This is a genomic window from Brevibacterium sp. GP-SGM9 (assembly GCF_047300845.1).
GTDB lineage: Bacteria > Actinomycetota > Actinomycetes > Actinomycetales > Brevibacteriaceae > Brevibacterium.
The window spans coordinates 3,648,781-3,672,295 of record NZ_CP178563.1 but is presented as its reverse complement, the minus strand read 5'-3'; the positions used below and the strand labels follow the sequence as shown (position 1 = coordinate 3,672,295).

The 23,515-nt window shown below is 65.6% G+C and carries 22 protein-coding genes and 3 tRNA genes; 19 read left to right on the top strand and 6 right to left on the bottom strand.

Annotated features, from left to right (window positions below):
• Positions 1 to 845: 845 nt before the first annotated feature.
• Positions 846 to 918: transfer RNA gene (locus tag ACH82I_RS16420), tRNA-His, on the bottom strand.
• Positions 919 to 1,142: 224 nt separating this feature from the next.
• Here ACH82I_RS16420 and ACH82I_RS16415 point away from each other — a divergent pair.
• From ACH82I_RS16415 to ACH82I_RS16390, 6 genes are all read left to right on the top strand, one after another.
• Positions 1,143 to 2,825, top strand: a complete 1,683-nt coding sequence (locus tag ACH82I_RS16415) for a hypothetical protein (protein ID WP_413334164.1) — start codon at positions 1,143 to 1,145, stop codon at positions 2,823 to 2,825.
• An 829-nt stretch (positions 2,826 to 3,654) separates the two neighbouring features.
• Positions 3,655 to 4,584 carry a hypothetical protein gene (locus ACH82I_RS16410; protein ID WP_413334162.1) on the top strand — a complete coding sequence of 310 codons (930 nt, stop codon included), beginning with the start codon at positions 3,655 to 3,657 and terminating at the stop codon, positions 4,582 to 4,584.
• Positions 4,585 to 4,626: 42 nt separating this feature from the next.
• Positions 4,627 to 5,349 carry an ASCH domain-containing protein gene (locus ACH82I_RS16405; protein ID WP_413334160.1) on the top strand — a complete coding sequence of 241 codons (723 nt, stop codon included), beginning with the start codon at positions 4,627 to 4,629 and terminating at the stop codon, positions 5,347 to 5,349.
• 95 nt (positions 5,350 to 5,444) lie between these two features.
• Positions 5,445 to 5,732: a DUF3618 domain-containing protein gene (locus tag ACH82I_RS16400; RefSeq protein ID WP_230744941.1), complete on the top strand. Its 288-nt coding sequence runs from the start codon at positions 5,445 to 5,447 to the stop codon at positions 5,730 to 5,732.
• Positions 5,725 to 6,045 carry a GroES family chaperonin gene (locus tag ACH82I_RS16395; RefSeq protein ID WP_230744940.1) on the top strand — a complete coding sequence of 107 codons (321 nt, stop codon included), beginning with the start codon at positions 5,725 to 5,727 and terminating at the stop codon, positions 6,043 to 6,045. The genes ACH82I_RS16400 and ACH82I_RS16395 overlap by 8 nt, the downstream gene beginning before the upstream one ends.
• Before the next feature lie 204 nt (positions 6,046 to 6,249).
• Positions 6,250 to 6,322: transfer RNA gene (locus tag ACH82I_RS16390), tRNA-Lys, on the top strand.
• Between the two features lie 210 nt (positions 6,323 to 6,532).
• On the opposite strand, the gene ACH82I_RS16385 is transcribed toward ACH82I_RS16390, so the two are convergent.
• Positions 6,533 to 7,171, bottom strand: coding sequence for a GntR family transcriptional regulator (locus ACH82I_RS16385; protein WP_413334157.1), 639 nt, complete (start codon positions 7,169 to 7,171; stop codon positions 6,533 to 6,535).
• 199 nt (positions 7,172 to 7,370) lie between these two features.
• On the opposite strand from ACH82I_RS16385, the gene ACH82I_RS16380 reads away from it, so the two are divergent.
• The 9 genes from ACH82I_RS16380 (at position 7,371) to ACH82I_RS16340 (ending at position 15,665) form a co-directional block, all read left to right on the top strand.
• Positions 7,371 to 8,651, top strand: a complete 1,281-nt coding sequence (locus ACH82I_RS16380; RefSeq protein WP_413334155.1) for an NRAMP family divalent metal transporter — start codon at positions 7,371 to 7,373, stop codon at positions 8,649 to 8,651.
• 2 nt (positions 8,652 to 8,653) lie between these two features.
• On the top strand, positions 8,654 to 9,439 hold the full coding sequence (locus tag ACH82I_RS16375) for a LamB/YcsF family protein (protein WP_413334154.1): 786 nt from the start codon (positions 8,654 to 8,656) through the stop codon (positions 9,437 to 9,439).
• Positions 9,436 to 10,278, top strand: a complete 843-nt coding sequence (locus tag ACH82I_RS16370) for a putative hydro-lyase (protein WP_413334152.1) — start codon at positions 9,436 to 9,438, stop codon at positions 10,276 to 10,278. Before ACH82I_RS16375 ends, ACH82I_RS16370 begins: the two co-directional genes overlap by 4 nt.
• Positions 10,275 to 11,912: a carboxyltransferase domain-containing protein gene (locus ACH82I_RS16365; protein ID WP_413334150.1), complete on the top strand. Its 1,638-nt coding sequence runs from the start codon at positions 10,275 to 10,277 to the stop codon at positions 11,910 to 11,912. The genes ACH82I_RS16370 and ACH82I_RS16365 overlap by 4 nt, the downstream gene beginning before the upstream one ends.
• Positions 11,913 to 11,915: 3 nt before the next feature.
• On the top strand, positions 11,916 to 13,649 hold the full coding sequence (locus tag ACH82I_RS16360) for an acetyl/propionyl/methylcrotonyl-CoA carboxylase subunit alpha (RefSeq protein WP_413334148.1): 1,734 nt from the start codon (positions 11,916 to 11,918) through the stop codon (positions 13,647 to 13,649).
• An 89-nt stretch (positions 13,650 to 13,738) separates the two neighbouring features.
• The gene (bcp, locus tag ACH82I_RS16355) at positions 13,739 to 14,212 is read left to right on the top strand and encodes a thioredoxin-dependent thiol peroxidase (RefSeq protein WP_413334146.1); all 474 of its coding nucleotides are present in this window, start codon (positions 13,739 to 13,741) and stop codon (positions 14,210 to 14,212) included.
• 79 nt (positions 14,213 to 14,291) lie between these two features.
• A tRNA-Leu gene (locus ACH82I_RS16350) sits at positions 14,292 to 14,373 on the top strand.
• A 110-nt stretch (positions 14,374 to 14,483) separates the two neighbouring features.
• On the top strand, positions 14,484 to 14,942 hold the full coding sequence (locus tag ACH82I_RS16345) for an N-acetyltransferase family protein (protein WP_413334144.1): 459 nt from the start codon (positions 14,484 to 14,486) through the stop codon (positions 14,940 to 14,942).
• 18 nt (positions 14,943 to 14,960) lie between these two features.
• Positions 14,961 to 15,665: a hypothetical protein gene (locus ACH82I_RS16340; RefSeq protein WP_230744931.1), complete on the top strand. Its 705-nt coding sequence runs from the start codon at positions 14,961 to 14,963 to the stop codon at positions 15,663 to 15,665.
• Between the two features lie 9 nt (positions 15,666 to 15,674).
• Here ACH82I_RS16340 and ACH82I_RS16335 read toward each other — a convergent pair whose 3' ends face one another.
• From ACH82I_RS16335 to ACH82I_RS16325, 3 genes are all read right to left on the bottom strand, one after another.
• Positions 15,675 to 15,833, bottom strand: coding sequence for a hypothetical protein (locus ACH82I_RS16335; RefSeq protein ID WP_230744930.1), 159 nt, complete (start codon positions 15,831 to 15,833; stop codon positions 15,675 to 15,677).
• Positions 15,834 to 16,433: 600 nt separating this feature from the next.
• Entirely contained in the window at positions 16,434 to 17,069 is a 636-nt protein-coding gene (locus ACH82I_RS16330; RefSeq protein ID WP_230744929.1) for a maleylpyruvate isomerase family mycothiol-dependent enzyme, read from the bottom strand.
• Positions 17,062 to 17,736, bottom strand: coding sequence for a TetR/AcrR family transcriptional regulator (locus ACH82I_RS16325; RefSeq protein WP_413334141.1), 675 nt, complete (start codon positions 17,734 to 17,736; stop codon positions 17,062 to 17,064). Before ACH82I_RS16325 ends, ACH82I_RS16330 begins: the two co-directional genes overlap by 8 nt.
• Before the next feature lie 110 nt (positions 17,737 to 17,846).
• Between ACH82I_RS16325 and ACH82I_RS16320 the strand changes: the two genes are divergently transcribed.
• Both ACH82I_RS16320 and ACH82I_RS16315 read left to right on the top strand, forming a co-directional pair.
• On the top strand, positions 17,847 to 19,493 hold the full coding sequence (locus ACH82I_RS16320) for an amidohydrolase (protein WP_413334139.1): 1,647 nt from the start codon (positions 17,847 to 17,849) through the stop codon (positions 19,491 to 19,493).
• A 14-nt stretch (positions 19,494 to 19,507) separates the two neighbouring features.
• Positions 19,508 to 20,875 carry an APC family permease gene (locus tag ACH82I_RS16315; RefSeq protein ID WP_413334137.1) on the top strand — a complete coding sequence of 456 codons (1,368 nt, stop codon included), beginning with the start codon at positions 19,508 to 19,510 and terminating at the stop codon, positions 20,873 to 20,875.
• Positions 20,876 to 21,761: 886 nt separating this feature from the next.
• Here ACH82I_RS16315 and ACH82I_RS16310 read toward each other — a convergent pair.
• Entirely contained in the window at positions 21,762 to 21,971 is a 210-nt protein-coding gene (locus ACH82I_RS16310; RefSeq protein WP_413334135.1) for a hypothetical protein, read from the bottom strand.
• A 173-nt stretch (positions 21,972 to 22,144) separates the two neighbouring features.
• On the opposite strand from ACH82I_RS16310, the gene ACH82I_RS16305 reads away from it, so the two are divergent.
• Positions 22,145 to 22,492: a PadR family transcriptional regulator gene (locus ACH82I_RS16305; protein WP_230744923.1), complete on the top strand. Its 348-nt coding sequence runs from the start codon at positions 22,145 to 22,147 to the stop codon at positions 22,490 to 22,492.
• Positions 22,489 to 23,457 (top strand): HAAS signaling domain-containing protein, encoded by a 969-nt coding sequence (locus ACH82I_RS16300; RefSeq protein ID WP_413334133.1) that lies wholly within the window; start codon positions 22,489 to 22,491, stop codon positions 23,455 to 23,457. The genes ACH82I_RS16305 and ACH82I_RS16300 overlap by 4 nt, the downstream gene beginning before the upstream one ends.
• Positions 23,458 to 23,515: the final 58 nt, after the last annotated feature.

Sequence of the window (23,515 nt, the reverse complement as noted above, 5' to 3'; positions counted from 1 at the left end):
GAATTCACCTCAAGCAGGGGTCTTCGGGAAGGTCAACCTTCGCGTTGATCCGATTCTCAGTCGAGCGTCCACGTCAGCTTTCCCTGCCATTCCGCGGAACGTTGCTTCGTCAGGACGCCCTCGGTGCTGAATCCTCCGCACGTTCTTTGAGAAATCTTTGATTCTCTCGTCAGTGCACTTTGAGGTGCGGTCAACTGAGTGTTCGGACAGTCGCCTCTCTCACCGATATTGGTGCTCTCGAGGCGCTGGTTGGTATTCAGGCAACGGTCCACGGATGAACTGTGTGAGTCTCACGCCGGGTGGCTGACTGGTCGTGGTGGACTGGTCGGTCACTGCCTCTCCCACTTCCTGGCTCCTTCGGCTACAGTCCTGGACACGGTCGACGTGGAGGTCACCTTGTGTGGGTAGTCGTCGGGATATTGCTCAGCATCACCCTCATACGCTGGCTGGGAGCAGAGCTGTTCTCGCCGTCTCCATCTCCCCCGAAAAGGTCTGCTGGCTCTGAGCCGCGGCCCCCCGCCCTGCCTTCGAATACAGTAATGCAAGCGAAAAACGGCTGTCGAAAGAGGAGGCTGATTCCGAACTGGTCCGCGACGAGAGCGGACTAAACGCGTTCTCAGTCAAGCTTCGAGATGGTGAACTCCGATGTGTGAGTGCGGTGTCAAGCCCCGGGTTCTGTGGAGAGCCTGCGTGGAACTGAAATGGTCAGGCCACGCCAGCGGCCGTCTCGGAAGCAAAGTATTCGGTCTTAGTGTGTGCCCAAACGGTGCTCAAACACTGGTGGTGAATATGAAAGAAGCCCCGAGTTCCGCTCGTTCCAGCAGTTCTCGGGGCTTCCTCGTCAGGGTGAGTAACGGGACTTGAACCCGCGACATCCGCGACCACAACGCGGCGCTCTACCAGCTGAGCTATACCCACCACAATGCCTGCAACCAGGTTCAGGCAGCAAGATACATCTTAACCTCAGGACCTCGGCCGGGCAAACCAGAACCGCCCATGGTGCACAATGAGACACAGATCTCCTGACGTGCAACGATTCAGTAGCGATGTATAACGGTTTCGGAAAAGCGGTAGGAGCACTCCATCATATTCAATAGGATTGTCACGGCCCTGCCCCCGAAACCGCCCAAGGAACCCTGTACATGACTCGAGCGCTGATCTCCGTCTCCCAGGACGGGTTCACCTACCTCTCCCTCAACGGGGCGACGAGTCGCTACTCCGACACCGGGCAGGCCATGACGTATCTCGGCGACTACGCCCGAGAGACCGCGACACCGGTGTCCGTGACGATCGACAACGGCAATCAGGGCGTCGACGTCCTCATCGATGAGACCGGGAAGGTCGGCGCGGCACCCTCAGGTCCGCCGGCGAGCACGGATTCGACGGATTCCTCGACCCAACCTTCCCCCGACTCGTCAGCCGACACCGAACTCGGCACTGGTTCTGCGGTTGCACCCGAGATCGATGGCGGGACCACCTCGGCGAGTGGAGAGGACGTCTCCGGAACGAACTCCCCCGCCTCCACAGCTGACGACGGCGCCGAGGCGGCCAACGGTGAGGAATATCCGCTCGGTACCCCGTTCTCCGGACCGGCCACCCCGGCGGCACCGAAGGTGAAGAAGACCCGGGTGCGCAAGCACGCTCCCCGAAACCGGCCGCAGCGGCTGAAGAAGATCACGGTGCCCGGACTCGTGCTCATCGGGATCGCGATCCTCATGATCGGGGCCTTCGTGATCCCCAACATCGTCCCCTCCGGATCGCCCGACTCACCGCAGACGATCGGTTCCGAGCAGCAGGTCAACCCCGCCTCTGAGCTCTCGGTCGACTCGACCGACGACGTCGTTCCCAGCTTCAGCAACTCTCCGAAGTGGGAGACGAAGGTCCCCAAGGACGCCTCCGTGACCGCCTCGGACCGCGGCGTGCTCGTGGTGAACAAGGGCAAGCTGCAAGTCCTCGACGCCACCACCGGCGAGGAACGCTATTCCGGCGAGGTCGACGAGGCCCCGACCTTCGCCGTGGACACGATCATCGACGGCAAGCCGGCACTGCTGTGGCAGGCGGGCGACACCGCCGAGGCGCTCTTCGACGGTGAGAGCGAACCGATGCGGTATCAGCTGCCGCAGAAGGCGCGCATCACCTCGGCGGGCACGAGCGTGCTCATCAAGTCCGGCAACAAACTCTCGACCTTCGGCGCCGATGGCCTGGTCAACGTCCCCACCCCGGAACCCGGATCGACGCCGATGGCGATCGAGAACGACGAACTCTTCAGCTCCGACTGGAACGGACCCGTCAAGGCCGAGAACATCAAGTCCGGTGACGAACGCAGCATCGATCTCGAACCTCCCGCCGATGATCTGCAGATCATCGACTGGATCTCCGCTGGACACGGCAAAGCGATCACCCTGTGGGGCGAACAGGGTGCCTCGACGAACTCGGGGCACCGGATCCAACTCGTCGTCCACTCACTCGAGGACGGCTCGATCCTCTCGACTGTGACGACAACGACCGATATCGTCGGCGAAATGTCCTGGGTCCGCGGCCAAGGCGGCCAACGCGCCTACATCGGCCCCTACCTCTTCAACCTCGAGAACGGTCTGCTGCTCATGGACACCTCGAGCAAGGACATCAATCTCTCCGAACCGCGCGGAACGATCGTGCCCTGCACCATCGACAACGAAGCATCATGCCTGCTGGCAGGGCAACACGCCTACCGTACGGACACGCGACTGCTCGCCATGACCGATGGCGGCAACACTGTCATCGTCGACGGCGAGGATTCGACCATCCGCGCCTATGACAAGAAGTCAGAGACTCAAGAACAGTGAAGCGCGGCTTTTTCACGTCTGGCCTAGCCATTATGATGGTGATCGACGTACCCATGCGCCATGTTCCCTTGAGTAAATGATGTCGGAATCCCCACCGCGAAGGAACCCAGTGCCAGCCACCCGCGAGTTCAGCCGCCGAGCGGCCGCCCTCGGCACTGCCCTTGCCCTGCTGATGCTGCCCTTCTCCGACACTCTGACCTCCACTGCCGCATATGCCCAGCCCAGTCCCGCCGCCGAGGTGGACTCCGCCGATTCTGCGAACGCGGACTCCGATTCCGGTTCGCCTGGTTCCTCGGCGGCTGATGGTGCCGATTCCGGAGGTTCCGATTCCGCTTCCGCTGCGGAGGCCGGGGCCGGTTACGATACCTCTGCTGCCTCCGAGGGCGGCGCCGACGGATCCGGATCAGAGGCCGAGAGTGAGGGAGCCGATTCCGCCGACGGTTCGTCTTCCGAGGCTGAGGGCGATGACCAGGGCGGCACTGGCAATGATGATGCTGCGTGTGCGGACCCGTCGGACGGCGCGAAAAGCGAGCCGTGCGAAATCGATGGCAAGTTGACGGCAACTTTTGACGGGCAGACCAAGACTCTTACGCTCCCGGAGCCAAATGGCCAGCAGGGGCACATGCCAAGAAACTGGAAGGATAAACCATTCTCCGGCCCTAAGAACCGCCTTCGCATACCCCTGCAGGACTCAGCGGCTACCAATTCAGAGTCTGACACCGACGACAGCGGGAACGCTGTTCCTTCCGCGGCAGACCAGGAAGATGTACCAACAGATTTCTTCCTCAATAAGAACGGCGAAGTCGTTGCGAAGGGCGAAACCGAGGCAATGGTCTTCAAACACTTCACCGAGGATCCCAAATGGCGCTTCGAGGTCGAAGATGGACGGATCACCGTCGACGGTAGGGAGTACGAGGAGCCCGACGAGGGCGGGGCTTCGGCATCGTCCGGGGCCGACTCCAACGCTTCGCAAGACGGGTCCAGCGAGGACTCCAACGGCAGCTCAGACAAGGCTGCCGGGAACGACGACGCAGCCGACGGTTTCGACTCCGACAGCGGCAGCCAAGCCGACGGCGATGAGTCCGGTGCCACGTCGAGCTCGGACTCCGATAAGGCTTCAAACGGCAACGACAGCGGGTCCAACAGCGGCTCCTCCGCGAACAGCAATGACCGCGACCGCGCCTCGGCCATTGCAGACGCAGATTCGGCGGACGCCGATCGCAATGGGCGAGACTCCGATTCGAGCTCCTCTCGCAATTCCGATTCATCGAGCAGCTCGGAGGGCCTGAGCAGCTCAGACGGCTCTGACTCCGGGAACTCCGACGATGAGGGTTCCGAGGACGAGGACTCCGATGACAAGAACGGTTCGGGGACGGCCACGGGCCCCGACGGACGCGAAGGTGACGACAACACGCCGGATCCCTCGACCGGCAACGGCTCGCAGGACGAACGCGATGAGATCCCCGGCGACACCGGCGACGACTGGCTGCCTGGCAACGACGAATCAGCACCTCCCCCGGACTATTCCGACCCGGTGCCGCGGAATCCGGATTCTCCGGCCCCCGATGATGACACCGACCTCATCACCGGCGGCGATCAGCCCTCACCGCGCGGCAACAGTCAGCCCTCGACCTCGTTCGGCGAATCCATCGTCTCAACGATCGTGAGCTCCTGGCCGGTCTTCGTCCTTGCCGCCTCCGGCATGGCCGCCGTCGGATTCATCATCTACATCATGGGACGACGCAACAAGCAGGAGTAAGTTCGGCCTCTGCCTTCCGTCCCCTGGCATAGACTCGCAGGCATGGAACTCTTCGACGCAGAACTGCGCGTCATCGAAGCCGCCGCCGCGCTGGCCGATTCCCTGGGCATAGACTCGAACCACACCGTCGCCGCTGCGGCCATGGACACGAACAGCCGCATCCACACCGGCGTCAACGTCTTCCACTTCACCGGTGGGCCCTGCGCGGAACTCGTCGCCATCGGCACTGCCGCTGCCGCCGGAGCCGGCCCACTGGTCACGATTGCGGCCGTCGGCGATCACGGTCGAGGTGTGCTCCCGCCCTGCGGCCGATGCCGGCAGGTCATCCGCGACCTGCATCCGGACGCTCTCATCGTCCTTCCCGGAACGGAGGGGGCCGCGCCGGACATCTCCCCGGTCTCCGCCTTCCTCCCCCATTCCTACCGCCACCCGGACGCCGCACCCGTACGCCTCCTGAGATTCCACGCCCGCTACTTCGAGGCGGTCACCTCGGCGAGGAAGACACTGACCGTCCGCTGGAACGAAGCCCATCAGACCGGCCCGGCCCTCGCCTACTTCGAGAGCACCGCACACGGGACAACGCCGGTCGAGGTCACCTCGGTGACGTCGCGCCGCCTCGGCGAGCTGACCGCCGCCGATCTGCACCTGTCGCAGAACTCGGACGTGACCTCCTATATTGCGAATCTGCACGAGCACTACCCGACGATGCCCGATGAGGCGGTCGTGGAGATCGTGACTTTCCGGATCACCCCGGGCAATATCTGACACCGAGAGATTTCAGCGGTTAAGCTTGACAGCGAACCACTGCGGCACCCCCGTCGCAGGCACCGATGTATTCTCGACCCGGAGGACGCGACCCGATGACTGACAACGTCTACACCTCAGATGTGACCGTCGATAAGGCAACACCCGCACAGCTCGCGGAATCGATCCGCCTGCGCGAGGAGCGGATCGCGGACAACATCGACGAGCTCGTCGGCCGCATCCGCCCGAAGGTCATCGCGACCCGCGCGGTCAACAAGGCCAAGTCCGGCGTCGTCGAGGAAGACGGATCCCCCAAGACCGAAGCTGTGGCCCTCGGCGCCGGCCTCGTCCTCGGTGTGGCAGCTCTCGTCGTCGGACTGTCCGGCCGGAACAAGCGTGGCTGATTCCGCTCTGCCCATCCGCATGCTCCACGACCGGATCCTGCTCGATCCGGGCGAGGAGGCCGGGGAACGCAAGTCTTCGGCCGGGATCGTCATTCCGGCGACCGCAAGCATGGGCAAGCGGCTCGTGTGGGGCAAGGTCGTTGCGGCCGGCCCACACGTGCGGCAGGCCAACCTCGGCGACACCGTCCTCTACGACCCGGAGGACCTCGCCGAGGTCGAGCTCGAAGGCACAGCGTATGTGCTCCTGCGAGAGCGCGACGTGCACGCGATCTCCGAACCGGCCGAGCAGTCGAGTTCGGGAATGTATCTGTAACGTCGGGATCGGTTGCACCTCCCCGAAACCCGCCAGTTCAGACTCGTCATCAGTGGGTTCCGGATCGCAAAGAGCGGGCGATGGACGACCGCGACCTGCAGGTATGCGACATCGGTCACAAATACCCAGATGGTTCGCTCTCGGTTTGCATGGAGGCTGGGAACCTGAGTAATATTAATTCTCGTTGCGCGACGTGCGCAGCACGCACCTCTAGCTCAATTGGCAGAGCAACTGACTCTTAATCAGTGGGTTCCGGGTTCAAGTCCCGGGGGGTGCACAGCAGCAGCAGCAGAACCGCCGTTCGGATCATCCGGACGGCGGTTTTCTGCATTCATCCACATTCGCTGCAGACCGCATCGCGAAGTCTGAATAAGTCGTCACTGGTGACGACATATTCAGGCTTCGCGTTGATCGAGCCCAGCTGGATCGAGTTTCGCGTTGATCGAGCCGAAATTGGCGCGGATTGGGCGTTGACCGCCGAAACGCCTCAGGCCTGGCCGGCGCGAGCGTAAGCTCCGAGCACTTGGCGCTCCGAATCGCCGAGGTAGCGCTCGAGCAGCCTCGCTGCCTCCGCGGGGCTCTCCCCCAGGTAGGCATCGAGGACTCCCTGGTTGCGATCGACGAACGGGGCGTGGAGGAAGTCGAGGACTTCGACCTTGAGGAACGCCAGACGCAGTTCGGCGAGGACATTGCCGAACGAGCGCATCAGGCGCACACTGTCTGACATGGACACGAGGGCGTTGTGAAAGCTCATGTTCGCGGTTCCCACGAGCAGCCAATCCTCGGCAGCGGCTGCCGCCTTCGCCTGTTCGACGGCCTCGGCCATATGCACGGCATGGGGGTGATTGCGCGGAGCACGTTCGAGCACCGAGCACTCGATCGCCCGGCGCACCCGATAGATGTCGACGACATCGGCCGTATTCGGCGAAGCCACGGACACCCCGCGATGTGGAATGTGCTGGAGCAGACCCTGCTCACCCAGAACGCGAAAGGCCTCACGCAGGGTATTGCGGGAGACATCGAAACGCTCGACGAGCGAGGCCTCAGAAAGTTTCTCCCCGGGCCGCAGCTCTCCGGCAGTGAGAAGCTCGGTGAGCCGATTGACCAGGGACGATTCGTGAGTCATGAGCCCCAGTCTAGTGACCGGGACCATATTCTGCTGACGGAAGCAGGCGGGAAATGTGAAGTGGATCTAGTTTTGTAGAACAATCGATGCTAGATTGTTCACTACAAATTCGCCACGGCGGTGAGCTGAGACACAGCGGTCGCCCCCGACCGCCGGAAGCGAAACGAACACCCCGACATCATCCACAGTGGGAGACGCCATGTCAGAATCGCCCAACGAGACGCAGGAGACCTCGACGAGTTCCGGCTTTGCAGAGAAGACCGCCGGAAAGGTCAGCCGCAGCGCCGTCGTCGGTGCCATCTTCCTCATGGCCACCTCGGCGATCGGGCCGGGATTCATCACCCAGACGGCCACCTTCACGGCGCAGATGGGGGCGGCCTTCGCCTTCGCCATCCTCATCTCGATCCTCATCGATATCGCCATTCAGCTCAATATCTGGCGCATGATCACCTCCTCGGGCAAACGCGCCGCACAGCTGGCCTCCTCTGCGGTCCCGGGATCGGGGATCCTCCTCTCCGTCCTCATCGTCTTAGGCGGACTCGCCTTCAACATCGGCAACATCGCCGGCGGCGGCCTCGGCCTCAATGCCCTACTCGGCATCGATCCGAAGCTCGGCGGCATCGTCACCGGCGTCCTGGCCATCGCGATCTTCCTCTTCAAACGCGCCGGCAAGGTCGTCGACGCCGTCGTCATGGTCCTCGGCGTGGGAATGATCGTCCTCACCGTCTTCGTCGCCATCGCCTCCTCCCCTCCGGTGGGTGAGGCGATCAAGCAGTCATTCCTGCCCGACACCATCAACTTCGCCACGATCACGACGATCGTCGGCGGAACCGTCGGCGGCTACATCACCTACTCGGGTGCCCACCGCTACCTCGACTCCGGACACAGCGGACCCGAACACGCCGCCGGTGTCATGCGCTCGGCACTGACCGGCATCATCGTCACCGGCATCATGCGCTACGTGCTCTTCCTCGCCATCCTCGGCGTCGTCGCCTCCGGAGTGGCGCTGGACCTCCAGAGCCAGGTCGCCAACCCCGCCGGCCAGGCCTTCGCCGCCGTCCTCGGCGACGCCGGCATCCGCATCTTCGGCGCGATCTTCTGGGCCGCGGCCCTGAGCTCGGTGATCGGCGCGGCCTACACCTCGGCGACCTTCCTCTCCGCATTCTCCAAACGCCTCGACGGAGGTTGGCCGCTCCAGCTGGCCACGGTCACCTTCATCGCCGTCTCGCTCATCGTCTACGTCATCCTCGGCACGGCACCGGCGACCCTGCTCGTCTTCGTCGGCGGCTTCAACGGCCTCATCCTGCCCATCGGCCTGTCGATCTTCATGTACATCGGCTGGTTCAGACCACGACTGCTGCGGTTAACGTCGTACCCGAAATGGCTGCTGGTCATCGGCACGGCCGCCACCCTCGTGACCTTCTACACCGCGATCCAGTCCATCGGACCCATCTTCGCCATGATCGGAATAGGAGCTTGACAATGAACGACACCACCTCAGCACGCATCGACCTCAACTCCGACCTCGGGGAGAACATCCCCGACCGCATCGTCAGCGACGACGAAGCCATGCTCGGCCTCGTGACCAGTGCCAACGTCTCCTGCGGCTTCCATGCGGGCAGTCCCGAAGGCATCCGCGCCACCGTCGACGCCGCCACCCGCGGCGGAGTCGTCATCGGCGCTCACCCCGGCTACGACGACTACGAGGGCTTCGGCCGCCGGACCCTCGACGTGCCTCCCGCCACCCTGCAGGCTCAGGTCGAATACCAGATCGGCGCCCTGCTCGGCCTGACGGCCGCGGTCGGCGGCAGGGTCGCCTACGTCAAACCCCACGGCGGTCTCTACAACGCGATCGTCCACGACGAAGCGCAGGCCAAGGTCGTCGTCGACGCGATCACAGCCATCGACGATTCGCTCGTCTTCCTCGGACTCGCGGGCAGCGTGGCCAACCGCGTCGCCGCCGACGCAGGACTGGCCGTGGCAGCCGAGGCCTTTGCCGACCGGTCCTACAACCCGGACGGATCCCTGGTCTCCCGTACCGAGCCCAATGCGGTCCTCCACGACCCCGAGGCGGTCGCCGCCCGCGTCCTGCGACTCGTCGAGACCGGGCAAGTTGAAGCGATCGACGGCAGCCTCGTCGACGTCGATGCCCAGTCGATCTGCTTCCACGGCGACTCCCAGGGCTCGATCGATATGGCCCGCGCCGCCCGCGAACTCCTCGAATCCTCGGGTGTGCGCATCGCCGCCTTCGCCGGGTCGGACCGATGAGTGCGACGACCGACGCCGAGGCGGGGGCTGGGGCCGGAACCGACGCCGGGTTCGGCGGCGCCGACGCAGGGGCCGGAGCCGCGGCGCGCGCCCGCATCCGCGCCGGATTCGATGGCCCCACCTCGGGGCTGGCACCCGGACTCGTCCAGGCGAACCTCATCGCCGTGCCCGCGGACTGGGCCTTCGACGTTCTCCTCTTCGCACAGCGCAATCCGAAACCGTGCCCGGTCATCGACGTCCTCGAACCCGGGCAGGTCGAATCCGCACTCGCCGCGGGCAGCGACATACGCACCGACATCCCCGGCTACCGGATCTGGGAGAACGGGGCCCTCGTCGATGAGGTCGCCGATGCCACCGAGGCCTGGGCCGACCATCCCGACCTCGTGTCCTTCCTCATCGGCTGCAGCTTCACCTTCGAATCGGGCCTGACCGCGGCGGGCATCCCGATCCGCCACCAGGAGGCCGGTCGGAACGTGCCGATGTATCGGACGACCACCGCCTGCTTCCCGGCCGGTCGCGTCCGCGGGGACATGGTCGTCTCCATGCGCCCGATTCCCGCCCACCAGGTCGCCGAGGCGGTGCGGATCACCGATCGATTCCCCGCCGTCCACGGTGCCCCCGTCCACATCGGCGACCCTGAGCAGATCGGCATCACCGACCTCGACCACCCCGACTTCGGGGACGCCCCCTCTATCCAGCCCGGCGACGTCCCCGTCTTCTGGGCCTGCGGCGTCACCCCGCAGGTCGCGATCGCCGAGTCCGCTCCCCCGTTCGCCATCACCCACTCACCGGGGAAGATGTTCGTCACCGACACTGAAGAAGGGGCCTTTCGCCGATGACCGCTGACCTCGTCTTCCACACCGCCTCCCGGCGCCACCTCCTCGTCGAATGCCCCGACCTCGGCGCCACCATGCGCCTGCACCACGCGCTCGAGGCCGCCGATCCGACCGGCGTCGACGAACTCATCCCCGCCGCCCGCACCGTGCTCATCCGCTTCGACCCCGCCTATACCAGCGCCGCGGCCCTCGAAGAGCAGATCAGAGGCCTCGACCGGACCGAGGCCGATTCCGGTCAGGCCCGACATGTCACCATCGACGTCCGCTACGACGGGGAGGACCTCGCCGAGGTGGCCGAACTGCTCTCCCTCTCCCCCGCCGAGGTGGTCGCCCGGCACCAGCAGGCCAGCTGGGAGGTCGCGTTCGCCGGTTTCGCCCCCGGGTTCGGCTATCTGGCCGGCGACGATCCGATCTTCGACGTCCCGCGCCGGCCCTCGCCGCGGACTCGTGTGCCGGTGGGCGCGGTCGCTCTGGCCGGGGAGTTCACCGGGGTCTACCCCCGTTCCTCCCCCGGCGGCTGGCAGCTCATCGGCAGCACCGATGCCACCCTGTGGGATCTCGACAGGGATCCCCCGGCCCTGTTCGTTCCCGGCACGATCGTGACCTTCCAGGAGGCCGAACGTGAGACGGTGAGTGTCGGCAGCGTCGCAGCGACGGACGCTCCGTCGGCTGGCTCGGCTAGCGAGGAGACCCCAGCCTCCGCCCACCGCTTCGAGGTCCTCCGGCCCGGTCTGCAACTGCTCGTCGAGGATCTCGGACGACCCGGTTTCGCCGGTATGGGCGTCTCGAGCGCTGGTGCCGCGGACCGTTCGGCGCTGCGCCTCGCCCACCGCCTCGTCGGCAATGACGAGACCGCGGCCGGGCTGGAGAGCTTCGGCGGCGGAGCCCTCCTGCGCATCACCGGAACCGGAGTCGCCGCGGTCACCGGCGCCAAGGGACCGATCACCGTGACCGCCGTCGACGGCACCACACATCACCCCCGCCTCGGCGAGCCCTTCGGCCTCGAGGACGGCGACGAACTCGAACTCGGCTCCCCCGAACGGGGCATCCGCCGGTACCTCGCCTTCCGCGGCGGCATCGACACCGCTCCCGCCCTGGGCAGTCGGTCTGCCGACACGCTGGCCCACCTCGGCCCGGCCGCCCTCGAGTCCAGGGACATCGTTGCGTTCGGCGACCCGAAAACGGCACCCCACCCCGTCGATCCGGGAGCGCCGAGAAGCACTGAACGCGATCTGCCGCAGGCCGGGGAGCCCGTGACGCTGAGCATCACCCTGGGGCCACGGGACGACTGGTTCACCTCGGCTGGCATCGAGACCCTGCTGGGGCAGGAGTGGACGGTGACCCAGGAATCCGACCGAGTGGGCCTGCGCCTGGCCGGCGAGACTCCCCTCGAACGCTCCCGCACCGGGGAGCTGCCGAGCGAGGGGGCGGTGACCGGAGCGCTGCAGGTCCCGCCCGATGGGCAGCCCGTCCTCTTCGGGCCCGATCACCCGCTGACCGGCGGCTATCCGATCATCGCCAGCGTCGACGACATCGACCTCGCCGGGCAGCTGGCACCCGGTGTGAAGCTGCGATTCACCACCGGCCCCACCGCCGCCCCATCAGAGACCACCCGCTCATCGAACGACGGAAGCTGAATCATGTCGAGAATCCTCATCGCCAACCGCGGCGAAATCGCCGTCCGAGTCATCCGCGCCTGCGCCCACCACGGGCACACCTCCATCGCCGTCTACGCCGACCAGGACGCCGAGGCCATGCACGCCCAGCTCGCTGACGAAGCCTACGGACTGCCGGGCACCAGCGCCGCGGAGACCTACCTCAACATCGATGCCATCATCGCCGCGGCGAAGGAATCCGGCGCCGAGGCGGTCCATCCCGGGTACGGGTTCCTGTCCGAGAACGCGGACTTCGCCGCCGCGGTCGAGGGCGCCGGAATGATCTGGATCGGGCCCACGGCCCAGACGATCACCGCCCTCGGCGACAAGGTCACGGCCCGTCAGCTGGCGCAGAAAGTCGGGGCGCCGCTGGCGCCGGGAATCGACCGCCCGCTCGAGAGCGCGAGCGAGGTCGAGGACTTCGCCGAGCAGCACGGACTGCCGATCATCATCAAGGCCGCCCACGGCGGCGGCGGCCGCGGAATGAAGATCGTGCGGAACCTCGGCGAGATCGCCGGGGCCTTCGAATCCGCGACCCGTGAGGCCACGGAGGCCTTCGGTCGCGGCGAATGCTTCGTCGAGCACTATCTCGAACGCCCCCGCCACGTCGAGGTCCAGGTCGTCGGCGACGGACAGGGCAGAGTCGTGGCCGTCGGTGACCGGGACTGTTCCGCCCAGCGCCGGAACCAGAAGCTCATCGAGGAGGCCCCTGCCCCGGGGGTAAGCGTCGAGCAGCGCGAACGCCTGCACCGGTCGGCCGAGGCGATCTGCGCCGAGGTGGACTACCGGGGAGCCGGGACCGTCGAGTTCCTTCTCGCCGCCGACGGAACCATGACGTTCCTCGAGGTCAACACCCGCCTGCAGGTCGAACACCCCGTGACCGAGGTGACCTCGGGCGTCGATCTCGTCGGCGAACAGTTCGCCATCGCCTTCGGTGAGGGCCTGTCCCTGTCGGCCACACCCGAACCGGTCGGGCATGCCATCGAACTGCGCATCAATGCCGAAGATCCCGGCCGCGGCTTCCTGCCCACCCCGGGACGCATCGACGCGCTGGCCGTTCCCGGCGGTCCGGGAGTGCGCTGGGATGCCGGAGTCCGGGCAGGTGACACCGTGCAGCCGGACTTCGATTCGCTCTTCGCCAAACTCATCGTCCACGGACCGGATCGGCCGACCGCGATCGCGCGGACTGTGACCGCGGCGAAGGAGCTGAGGGTTGAGGGACCGGCCACCGTGCTGCCGTGTTCACTGGAGATCCTGACCGACCCCGCCTTCACCGCCGAGGACCTGGGCATCCACACCCAGTGGATCGAGGCGGAGCTCCTCCCCCGCTTCGAAGCTCAGGACCGGCCCGCTCCGGTGGAGGACTCGAGCCTGGAGCGCATGAACATCGAGATCGGCGGGAAGCTGACCACGATCGGTCTGCCGAGCCGGCTGATCGCCGCACTCGGATCGGTTGGTGGCGGGAGTGCAGCCTCTGGTGATAGCGGTTCGGGCAGCGAGGCGGCCGACGCCGGTGCCGTGACGGCTCCTGTTCCCGGCAGCCTCGTCGACTATCTCGTCGATGACGGCGCCGAGGTGGCCGCGGGTGACGATATCGCCGTGCTCTCGGCGATGAAGATGGAGACCCGGGTGCAGGCGAGCGCCTCGGGGACACTCAAGCACGTGGCGAAGGTCGGCGACGCCATCGCCGTCGGTGAGGTCGTGGCTCGGGTCGGGTGAGGCCGTGCCTCGGACCGATGAGATCGTGTCCGGCACTCGCATTAGAGTGGACGGTGACGAGATACATCAGCTCGAGAAGAGGAGAACACATGCCACGCCTTTCGGTCGGCGACACCGCCCCTGACTTCACCCTGGTCAACCAGGACGGGAAGTCCGTCACGCTCAGCGAGTTCAAGGGCCAGCGCGTCGTCGTCTACTTCTACCCCGCCGCGATGACTCCCGGCTGCACCACCGAGGCCTGCGACTTCCGCGATTCGCTTTCGGCCTTGGGGGCCGCCGGTCTCGTCGTCCTCGGCATCTCCCCGGACAAGCCGGAGAAGCTGAAGAAGTTCGCGGAGAAGGAGGGTCTCAACTTCGACCTGCTCTCCGACGAGGACAAGACCATGATGGAAGAGTGGGGCGCCTTCGGCGAGAAGAAGAGCTACGGCAAGGTCGTCCAGGGCGTCATCCGCTCGACGGTCGTCGTCGACGCCGAGGGTGCGGTCGAACTGGCTCAGTACAACGTCAAGGCCACCGGACACGTCGCCCGAGTCCGCAAGGCACTGGGCATCGACGCAGCCTGAGAGCCTCCTTTGCACCGGGAGACGCGGCATCCGCGTTTTCAGCATCGCGTGCCCGCCCTGCTAATCTTGAGGGCGTCGCGCGCGAGTGGCGGAATTGGTAGACGCGCTGGATTTAGGTTCCAGTGTCTGCGGACGTGGGGGTTCAAGTCCCCCCTCGCGTACACAGCGAAATCGGCCTCCGGCCGGGAATCATCTTCCCGGTCGGGGGCCTTTTCGCGTAGTGTTGCCCTGCACGTCGCCGTGCTTCGACCCGAGGAAGGACCCCACCGCAATGGCATCCGATCTGCCGCTGACCATCCGTCCCGTCGTCCCTGCCGACGAAGCCCGGTGGCGTGAGCTCTTCCGTGGTTACCGCGAGTTCTATCATCTTCCCGAATCCGAAGACGTCGTCTCCCGGGTGTGGGGGTGGCTCACGGACAGCGAACATGAGTGCAACGGCCTCGTCGCCGAGGCGGATGGCCGTATCGTAGCGATCGCCGACTACCGCCGCTTCTCACGTCCTTCGACCGGCACTGTCGGCATCTGGCTCGACGACCTCTTCACCGACCCCGAGGCACGTGGAAGCGGGGCCGGCCGCGCCCTCATCGCCCGACTCCAGGAGATCGCCGCGGACGAGGGCCGCTCGGTGGTCCGCTGGATCACGGCCGCAGACAATGCGCAGGCGCAGGTGCTCTACGATCAGGTGGCGACGAAGACGAACTGGGTCACCTACGATGCGCCACCGGAGTGATCGCCTGACCCCTCGACCATGATCGAAAGCGAAATCCTCCGATTCCTCGGCGCCGGAGCCAGTCTCGCCGGTCTCGGGGTGGTGATGGGGATCAGCCCCACTCTCGTCGCCGAGACCCTGCGTGTGCTCACCGGCGTCACCCGCGCCTATCGCGCGATTGCGTTCATGCTGCTGGGCCTGACCATCGGTGCCACCCTCATCCTGCTTCTTCTCCAGGTCGTTGATCCGCGGACCTTCGAAGCGTTGCTCAGAGGCGATGTCGAGCGACTCCTCGTCCACCGCAGCGTCGACCTCGCAGCCGGTGCCGTCTTCGTCATCGCGGCGATCATCATGGGACTGCGTCTGCGACGGTCACCCACGCCGAGACGGCCCCGCAGTCGACCCAGCGGCAGAGCCTGGGAGATGACGCTCATCGGTGCCACGAACACCCTCCTCGGCTTCAGCGGATTCGCCACGATGTACCTCGCGGCACGGGTGATGCGAGCGGTCAGCGAGGATGATGCCCTCCGGGTGTTCTCCTACGCTGTGTTCGTCCTCGCGATGCTCGCGCCCTATGTGCTCCTCGCATGGGCATGGAGACGGTTCCCGTCCGTCTCGACGAGAATCACGAGATTCTTCTCCCGTCTCGCAGGGGTCGATACCCGCCCGTGGTCGACCGGGCTGACGCTGATGGTCGGACTGGTGTTCCTTGCCGTGGGAGTCTGGGGCGAACCGAAGCTCTGAGCCCGCAGGTCACGTTTCCGGACCCAGGGCCCCCGCATGGTGCTGCTGGGCCAGCAGGACGAGGGCATCGAGATCGGTGCGCGCCACGGCATCCGTCGCCTCGGCGTACTCATCGATGCGAGCGAGGATGAACTCGAGCTGTTCCTTCTCCAGCTCACCGATCCGCACGCACGGCAATCGCGTAGGCCGGAGAATTCTTCGCGCTGGCCCAACCTCGCTCGGCGACGATGCGGGCGAGGAGTGCCACCGCCTTCCCCGGGGAATTCGCCTTCGCCCGACTCTCCCACCAGCGTGTCCGGAACCACCGCCATCGCGTCGAGGACGGATGATCCTCGGTCGACAGTATCGATGACCAGGCGGACCTTGGCCAGGGGAAGTCCCGCGACGGTCGCCGAGGCTGGGATGAGGCGAAGTCGCTCGAGGTGATCGGTGTCGCAGACCACCTGGTTTGCGCTCGTCCGCCTGCCCGGCTGCAGCAGGCCCTCCCGCAGGCCGTGCTTGATCGTCGGCTGCGCAGAGTTCGGGACCGCTGCGCTCGTCCATCCGGTCAACCGCAGGCTCCATCCTCACGATCAGCTCACCTTCGAGAGGGGCCTGCTCAGAACATTCGGCAGGGTGATGCCGATCGGCATGACGGTGGCGACGATCCTCGGCATCATCGTCAGTGGCTCGGCTCTGCCCGCACCTCATCTGCACCGACGGCGAACGCCAGCGGACAGGACCCTGCCGGCTGCCGGGACTCGGCCAGCGGCCGGGCCGCCAGAGCCTTCAAGTTCCGGCAATGCGGCGCCGGAGTTCCTCGCTGCCTGCACCGGTGAGGTCGGCTGCGAAACTCGGCCGTCCGGCCATCGCCATGACGAGGGCAAGGACACTGCTGGTCACCTGCGGCCCATCACCTGCGGAGAAGTCGGCATCGTCAGCCTCAAGGGTCAGTCCTTTGATGAGAGTTCTGCTGTTGACGGCGAAGTCTTTGCTGGCGAAGTAGCGCGCCACCTCCACCAACGCCTCACGACTTGGCATCAGCTTCAGCCCGAGTGGTCGCGCGATGTCCTGGCCGTGGACGATGACCTCGCCGAGAAAGGCGGGATAGTCCTTTGTCGGGGCGATGGTCGCGGTGATCGATACGCGGAAGGTCGCGAGTGTCTCGTACGGACTGCGGCCCCGGTAGCGAGAGAGCAGGCGAGCATTGTGTTTGGCCGGATCGAACCCGGCGGCGAGGATGCTGCGAATCCACGCCCAGCGACCGGTGTTCGCCGCAGCACTCAGGTGCGCCACCACCTCCTCGACACTCCAGTCGGCACACAGCGTCGGGGCATGCCACTGTTCGGCATCGAGCCGGTCGAGCAGTTCCGCAAGTCGCGCGCGCTCAGTATGGATCAGCGTCCAGTGCTCGGCATCACCCATCGGATCCACCTGTGCGATCACTTGGATTAGCCGCCTCCAACCGCAGCCGCAGACCGTCGATGAGCGCGGTCAGTCCGAGTTCGAAGGCGGCGGTGGCTCCGTAAGCGGTGGCATTGCGCGGGTCGAGTGCGCTGCGCACATAGCTGAAGTGCGGGTCGACGGAGGTCTGGTCGAGCATGTCACCGGGAGCGACGATGTCGAGCGCGGAACCGAGCACATGCGCCTCGACGGTTCTGATCACCGCGATCACCTGGCCCTCCGGCCATCCTCCGCGCTCGAGACCGGCGACGATCGAGTCGTACATCGCATAGGTCGATCGATCCCGAATCGATGTCGTTGCGAGCAGTCGGATGAGATTCGGATGCGCGGCGAAGGCACGCAGGTAGGACCGCGCCCACCTCTCGAGGGCGATATCCCAGGAGCTCGCCTCTCCCCCGTCAGTGCCCCCGTCGGCGTCGGCGTCGGCGAACGGAACGATGTCGATGCCCTCGACGATCCGAGCACGCATGGCCTCGATGAGCTCTCCTCTGCCGGCAACATGGTTGTACAGCGACGACACCTGCCGATCGACCCGGGCGGCGAGCATGCGCATCGACAGCGCCTCGGCGCCCTCCTCATCGACGAGGTCGAACGCGGCCGCCACCAGTCGTTCACGATTGAGCCTCATGAAATCTCATCACCTCTTCCCGCAGACCCCACCTGGAGTGTATCGTGCTGTAGGTCACAACACGAACACTGTTCGTACACATCGCCGACCTCAGCCCTGGAGGACAAGACGTGCCCACCACCCTTTTCGACAACGGCACCATCTGGCTCGGCGCCGAGGCGGAGCCGAGCGAAGCTCTCCTCGTCCGCGAGGGTGTCATCGCGGCCGTCGGACAGGCGGACTGCGAGTCAGCTCTCGCCGAGATGGCCGAGTCGGATCGGACCTCCGTCGAACACGTGGATCTCTCCGGCGGATTCCTCATGCCGTCCTTCGCCGACGGACATGCCCACCCGATCTTCGGCGGCCTCGAGGCCGAAGGCCCGCAGGTGCGCTCGTGCGCGAGCGTCGAGGAGATCGTCGCCGAGGTGCGCCGCTTCGCCGAGGACAACCCAGAGGTCGAGTGGATCACCGGCGCCTCCTACGACGGCAGCCTCGTCGAAGGCGGGCTCTTCGACGCCCGCTGGCTCGATGAGGCCGTCCCCGACCGCCCCGTCGTGTTGCGCGCCTGGGACTATCACACAGTGTGGTGCAACTCCCGGGCCCTCGAACTCGCCGGCATCACCGCCGAGACTCCGGAACCGGAACTCGGCGAGATCCCCCGCCGCGCCGACGGCTCCCCGCTTGGAACACTGCGGGAGTGGGGTGCCGTCGACTTCGTCGACGCGGTCCGTCCGCCGCAGGACGAATCGGTGCGCCTGCGTTCCCTCGAACGGGCGAGTGCCTACTACCTGCAACGCGGGGTCACCTGGGTCCAGGACGCCTGGGTCGAACCGGCCGACGTCGACACCTACGTCACGGCATCGCAGCAGGGACGACTCTCCACCCGCTTCAACCTCGCCCTCTATGCCGATCCACGGCATTTCGCCCAGCGGCTGCCGGCGATGATCGCCGCCCGGGAGCGCGTGCGGGCCCTGGCCGATCCGATGCTCACCGCCCACACCGTGAAGTTCTTCGCCGACGGCGTCGTCGAGAACGAGACCGGTGCCCTGCTCGAACCCTATTGCTCATCCCTGCACAACCACGGCCTGCGGGTTTGGGAGGGCGAAACCCTTGCCGAGGCGGTGCGCGCGGTCGACGCCGCCGGCTTCCAGGTCCACATCCATGCGATCGGCGACGCCGCGGTGCGACAGGCCCTCGATGCGATCGAGTCGGCCATCGGCGCCAACGGTCCGCGCGATCGTCGCCCCGTCATCGCTCACGCCCAACTCGTCGACACCGCAGACCTCTCCCGCTTCGCGGAACTCGGCGTGATCGCGAACATGCAGCCCCTGTGGGCACAGCTCGACGATCTCATGACCGTTCTCACGGTGCCCCGCCTCGGCGAGGATCGGGCCGCGCAGCAGTACCGGATGCACAGCATCCTCGCTGACGGAGGCAGACTGGCCTTCGGTTCGGACTGGCCATGCACCTCGGGCACGCCGGTCGAAGGCCTGGCGATCGCGATCAGCCGACAGACCGAGGACGGCGACCCCGCCGACGGGTGGACCCCTGCCGAGATCCTCGACATCGCAGACGCCCTCGACGCCTATTCCACGGCCGTGGCCCACCAGGGCTTCGCGGACGCCTCCCCCGCGCCGTGGGGTCGGATCACGGTCGGAGCAAGCGCGGACCTCGTCGTCTTCGCGCACGATCCGCGCACCCTCAGTCCCCGCGAACTCGCGGCGGCCCCTGTTCTCAGCACCTACCTCGGCGGCGTCGCCGTGTCTGCATCGGCCTGATCGGAAGGACCATCATGCCCCGTTCCCACCCCACCACTGATCCCGACCCCGATTCCGCAGGTCAGGGACAGCTGCGACGAGCCCTCGGCGTGCCGTCCCTGGTCTGCTTCGGGCTCGTCTACATGGTGCCGCTGACGGTCTTCACGACCTACGGCATCGTCACCGAGATCACGGGCGGACGGGTGCCGCTGGCCTATGTCATCACGCTGCTCGCGATGGTCTTCACCGCACGCTCCTACGCGAAGATGGCCGGCGAGATGCCCTTCGCGGGATCGGCGTACACGTACACGCAGAAGAGCTTCGGTGCGGGGATCGGCTTCGTCGCCGGGTGGGCGCTGCTGCTGGACTACCTGTTCCTGCCGATGATCAACTACCTCGTCATCGGCATCTACCTCTCCGCGGCATTCCCCGCGATTTCCAGCTGGGTCTTCGTCCTCACCGCGATCATCCTCGTCACCGTGCTCAACATCATCGGCATCGTGTCCGTGGCGCGGGCGAACATCGTCATCATCGCCGCCCAGGCGATCTTCATCCTCACCTTCGCCGCCCTCGGGATCTCCGCGATGGCCGGGACCGGCACCGTCGACCTCGCCGCCCCGTTCACCGGCGACGGAACCGCCGATGGCTTCGGCAATGTGATGGCCGGAGCCGCCGTGCTGTGCCTGTCGTTCCTCGGCTTCGATGCCGTGTCGACCCTGTCCGAGGAAGCGAAGGACCCGAAGGCCTCCGTGCCGCGGGCGATCGTCATCGCCACCATCACCGGCGGGCTGATCTACATTCTCCTCTCCTTCCTCGCCCAGCTCGTCTACCCCTCGAACGACTTCGCCGACGTCGATTCCGGTGCCCTCGATGTCATGGCCGCCGCGGGCGGACAGTTCCTCACGATCTTCTTCACCGCCGCCTATGTCGCCGGCGCCTGCGGCTCCGCGCTGACCTCCCAGGCCTCGGTCTCGCGCATCCTCTTCGCCATGGGTCGCGACGGCGTGCTCCCGAGGGGCTTCTTCGGTCGCCTCTCACCGCGCTTCCATACCCCGGTGCTCGCCACTCTCTCGGTCGGGGTGGTCTCCCTCCTCGCGCTGGCCGTCGACCTCGGGTTCATCTCGGAGATGGTCAGCTTCGGTGCGCTCATCGCGTTCTCCGCGGTCAACCTCTCGGTCATCAAGCACTTCATCATCGACAAAGGACGGCGTGGGACCGCTGCCGTCCTCAGCTTCGTCGTACTGCCGGGAATCGGCTTCTGCCTCACCCTGTGGCTGTGGACGAGTCTGTCCCCGCGGACGCTGCTGCTCGGCCTGATCTGGCTGATCCTCGGCACCGGCTACCTCGCGTTCGTCACCCGCGGCTTCCGCCGTCCGACTCCTTCACTCGACCTGGCGGAGTAGGCGCGACCGCACGGCGATGGTTGCGGAGACAGGACCAGGAGCGTCGCCGACGGTAAACAAATGAGTCTATGTACTCTTGTTGGGAGATGACCGGAATTGGCGCACTCCGACCCATAGCTCTTGGGGCGAGCATGCCGCCAAGTGACCGAAAGCACTGAAGTGATCAAAGCATTGGGGCGGCAAGCGGCGAGATGGAAACGACTGTTCTCCCCGTGGCCTCTGGCTGGAGTCGGACTCGCGTTCGTCGTCTGTTCGTACGTCGCTGGATACCTACAGACTCACATTCTGAATGGGATTGCAGGAGGGCGGGGCTGCGCAACGCCTCCACCGGGAACCGAAGTCGCCTCATATGGAGTCACGATGAATCCGTTTCCCCCAGCAGCCGCTTGCCATCAAATGGTGAGTAGTGCAACCGCCACTTTCGACCAAGTCGAAACCCACTGGATCGCCCCCGCTCTCTTCCTGTTCATTCTCGCGGGCGGGTTCCTCATTGCCTCGTTGCTCGTCGCTATCTGTCGTTTGCTTCGTTTCTTCAAGTAGTTCCGCCAAGTTCTCGATCAGTTGTGGAAGTCAGGTGAACACCATGCCCGCGAACCACAATCCAGTGGTCCGGACGACGAGCAAACTACTCGATAGTGTCGCCTTCAGAGGAACCGGTCGGCATCCTCAGGTAGACATCAACTGGTAAAGCGACCATTCGCCACCCAATCATGGAGAATGCGGCCGGCGCTCGGCAGGCCGTGATGGGACTGGACCGAACCATGGATCCCGGTTGAATCACCGTAGTCGCTGCACCACAACCGAGACGTCACACAAGGCCGCTGAGAACCTGATGCACGGACCGCCCTTTCAGACGGCAGGTTCCACCATCAGACCTGCTCGACCATCAGAACTGAGTTCCAGAATCTCGCCGCCCCCGAGATCGGGCCAGGATCAAACCTGCCCCGAACGCCACAGCAATACCGAATATCACCCAAGTGACCCAGACCCGGCCGGATGAAGCATGCTCGAACAAGCCCGGAAGCAGCAGGATGAAGATTCCCGCAAACACAGCAAGACCAAGCACGAGTCCGGCAAGGGCATAGGGCTTGGACATATCGACCTCACTCTGAGCCGAAGCCGCCAACCACGACCGTCGGCGCTGCACACATGAACACGTTCAGCACCAACCGATCGCCGTCCGGGCACTCACCCAAGCCGGAGCACCTTCCGAATCAATCTATACCCCGCCTCTTGTAATAGTGTGCGTCACACACTATCGTGTGACGTATGAACGAGGACGAAGAGCAGGCACTGGCGACCCACGAACAGGAGCTGCGGCGAGGCACCGTCGTCTTTGCCAGCCTCGTCGCCTGTCGTCGTCCGCAGTACGGGTATTCGCTGCTGACCACGCTGACCGAGGCGGGGATCGCCACCGAGGCCAACACCCTCTACCCCCTCCTGCGCAGGCTCGAGAAGCAGGGCCTGCTCACAGCCGAATGGAACACCGAGCAGGCACGCCCCCGCAAGTACTACACGGTCACCGACAGCGGCGCCGAAGTCGCCGCCGCACTCCATGCCAGGTGGTTGGACCTGAACACGAGCATCACGGAACTCTGGAAGGACGGCACCCCATGAGTGCACTCACCGAAACCTACGTCGACAACGTCATCGCCCACCTGCCCGAGAAGTCCCGCGACGACATCGCCGCCGAGATCACGGCTACGATCACCGACATGGTCGAGGACCGCCTCGGCGAGGCAGACCCCTCCAGCGACGACCGGGCCGCAACCGTCGAACGGGAAGTCCTCGAAGAACTCGGCGATCCGGTCCTTCTATCCCGGGAATACAGCAACGCCCCGCAGTTCCTCATCGGACCGAAGTCCTATCCGATCTTCATTTGGTCGCTGCGTTGGGTGCTGCCGGCGGTGGCGGTGCTGACGATCCTCGCCAACGTCGTCGTCCACATCGCCACCACTCCCGAGGTCCACCTCGGCGCGCTGCTGGGCCAGACCATCGGCAACACGGTCACCGCCCTCCTCACCGCCTTCGCCGTGATCACCATCCTCATCGGACTCGGCGAGCGCAACATGGACGGCGGCGCCACCGAGAAGCTGCCCGGAGGACGATCAGCTACATGGACCGTCGCCGATCTGCACCGCAGGGACGCCGCAGCCTCCCAGACCCGCGCCGAGGCGGTCCTCAACCTGATCTTCATGGTCCTGCTTGCACTCATCCCCCTCATCCCGACCTCCTTGGTCTACATCGGCCACCTCAACGGCGGTGAGACGTTCGTCAATCCGGATCTCGGCACCGGGTGGCTGTTGGGCTACTGGGGCCTTCTCGCCCTCATGGCCGTGATCGAAGTGATCAAGCTGGTCCGCGCCGCGGCGGGAACCGGACTGCTCATCACCGGCAGCGTCCTCGACGTGGCGATGGCGATCTTCCTCACCGTCGCTCTGCTCACGCAGCAGGTCCTCCACCCGGACCTGACGAACCCCGCCGGCGCCGAGGTGCAGCAGATCATCACCGTGATCGCGATCTGGGCCATCGTCATCTGGGATCAGATCAGCACGTGGCGGGCCCACCGCAGACGCCCCTGAGGCCGGTACCCTGGTCCGGGTGCGTCCCACCGCCGCACCCGGACCACAGGAAGGGGTC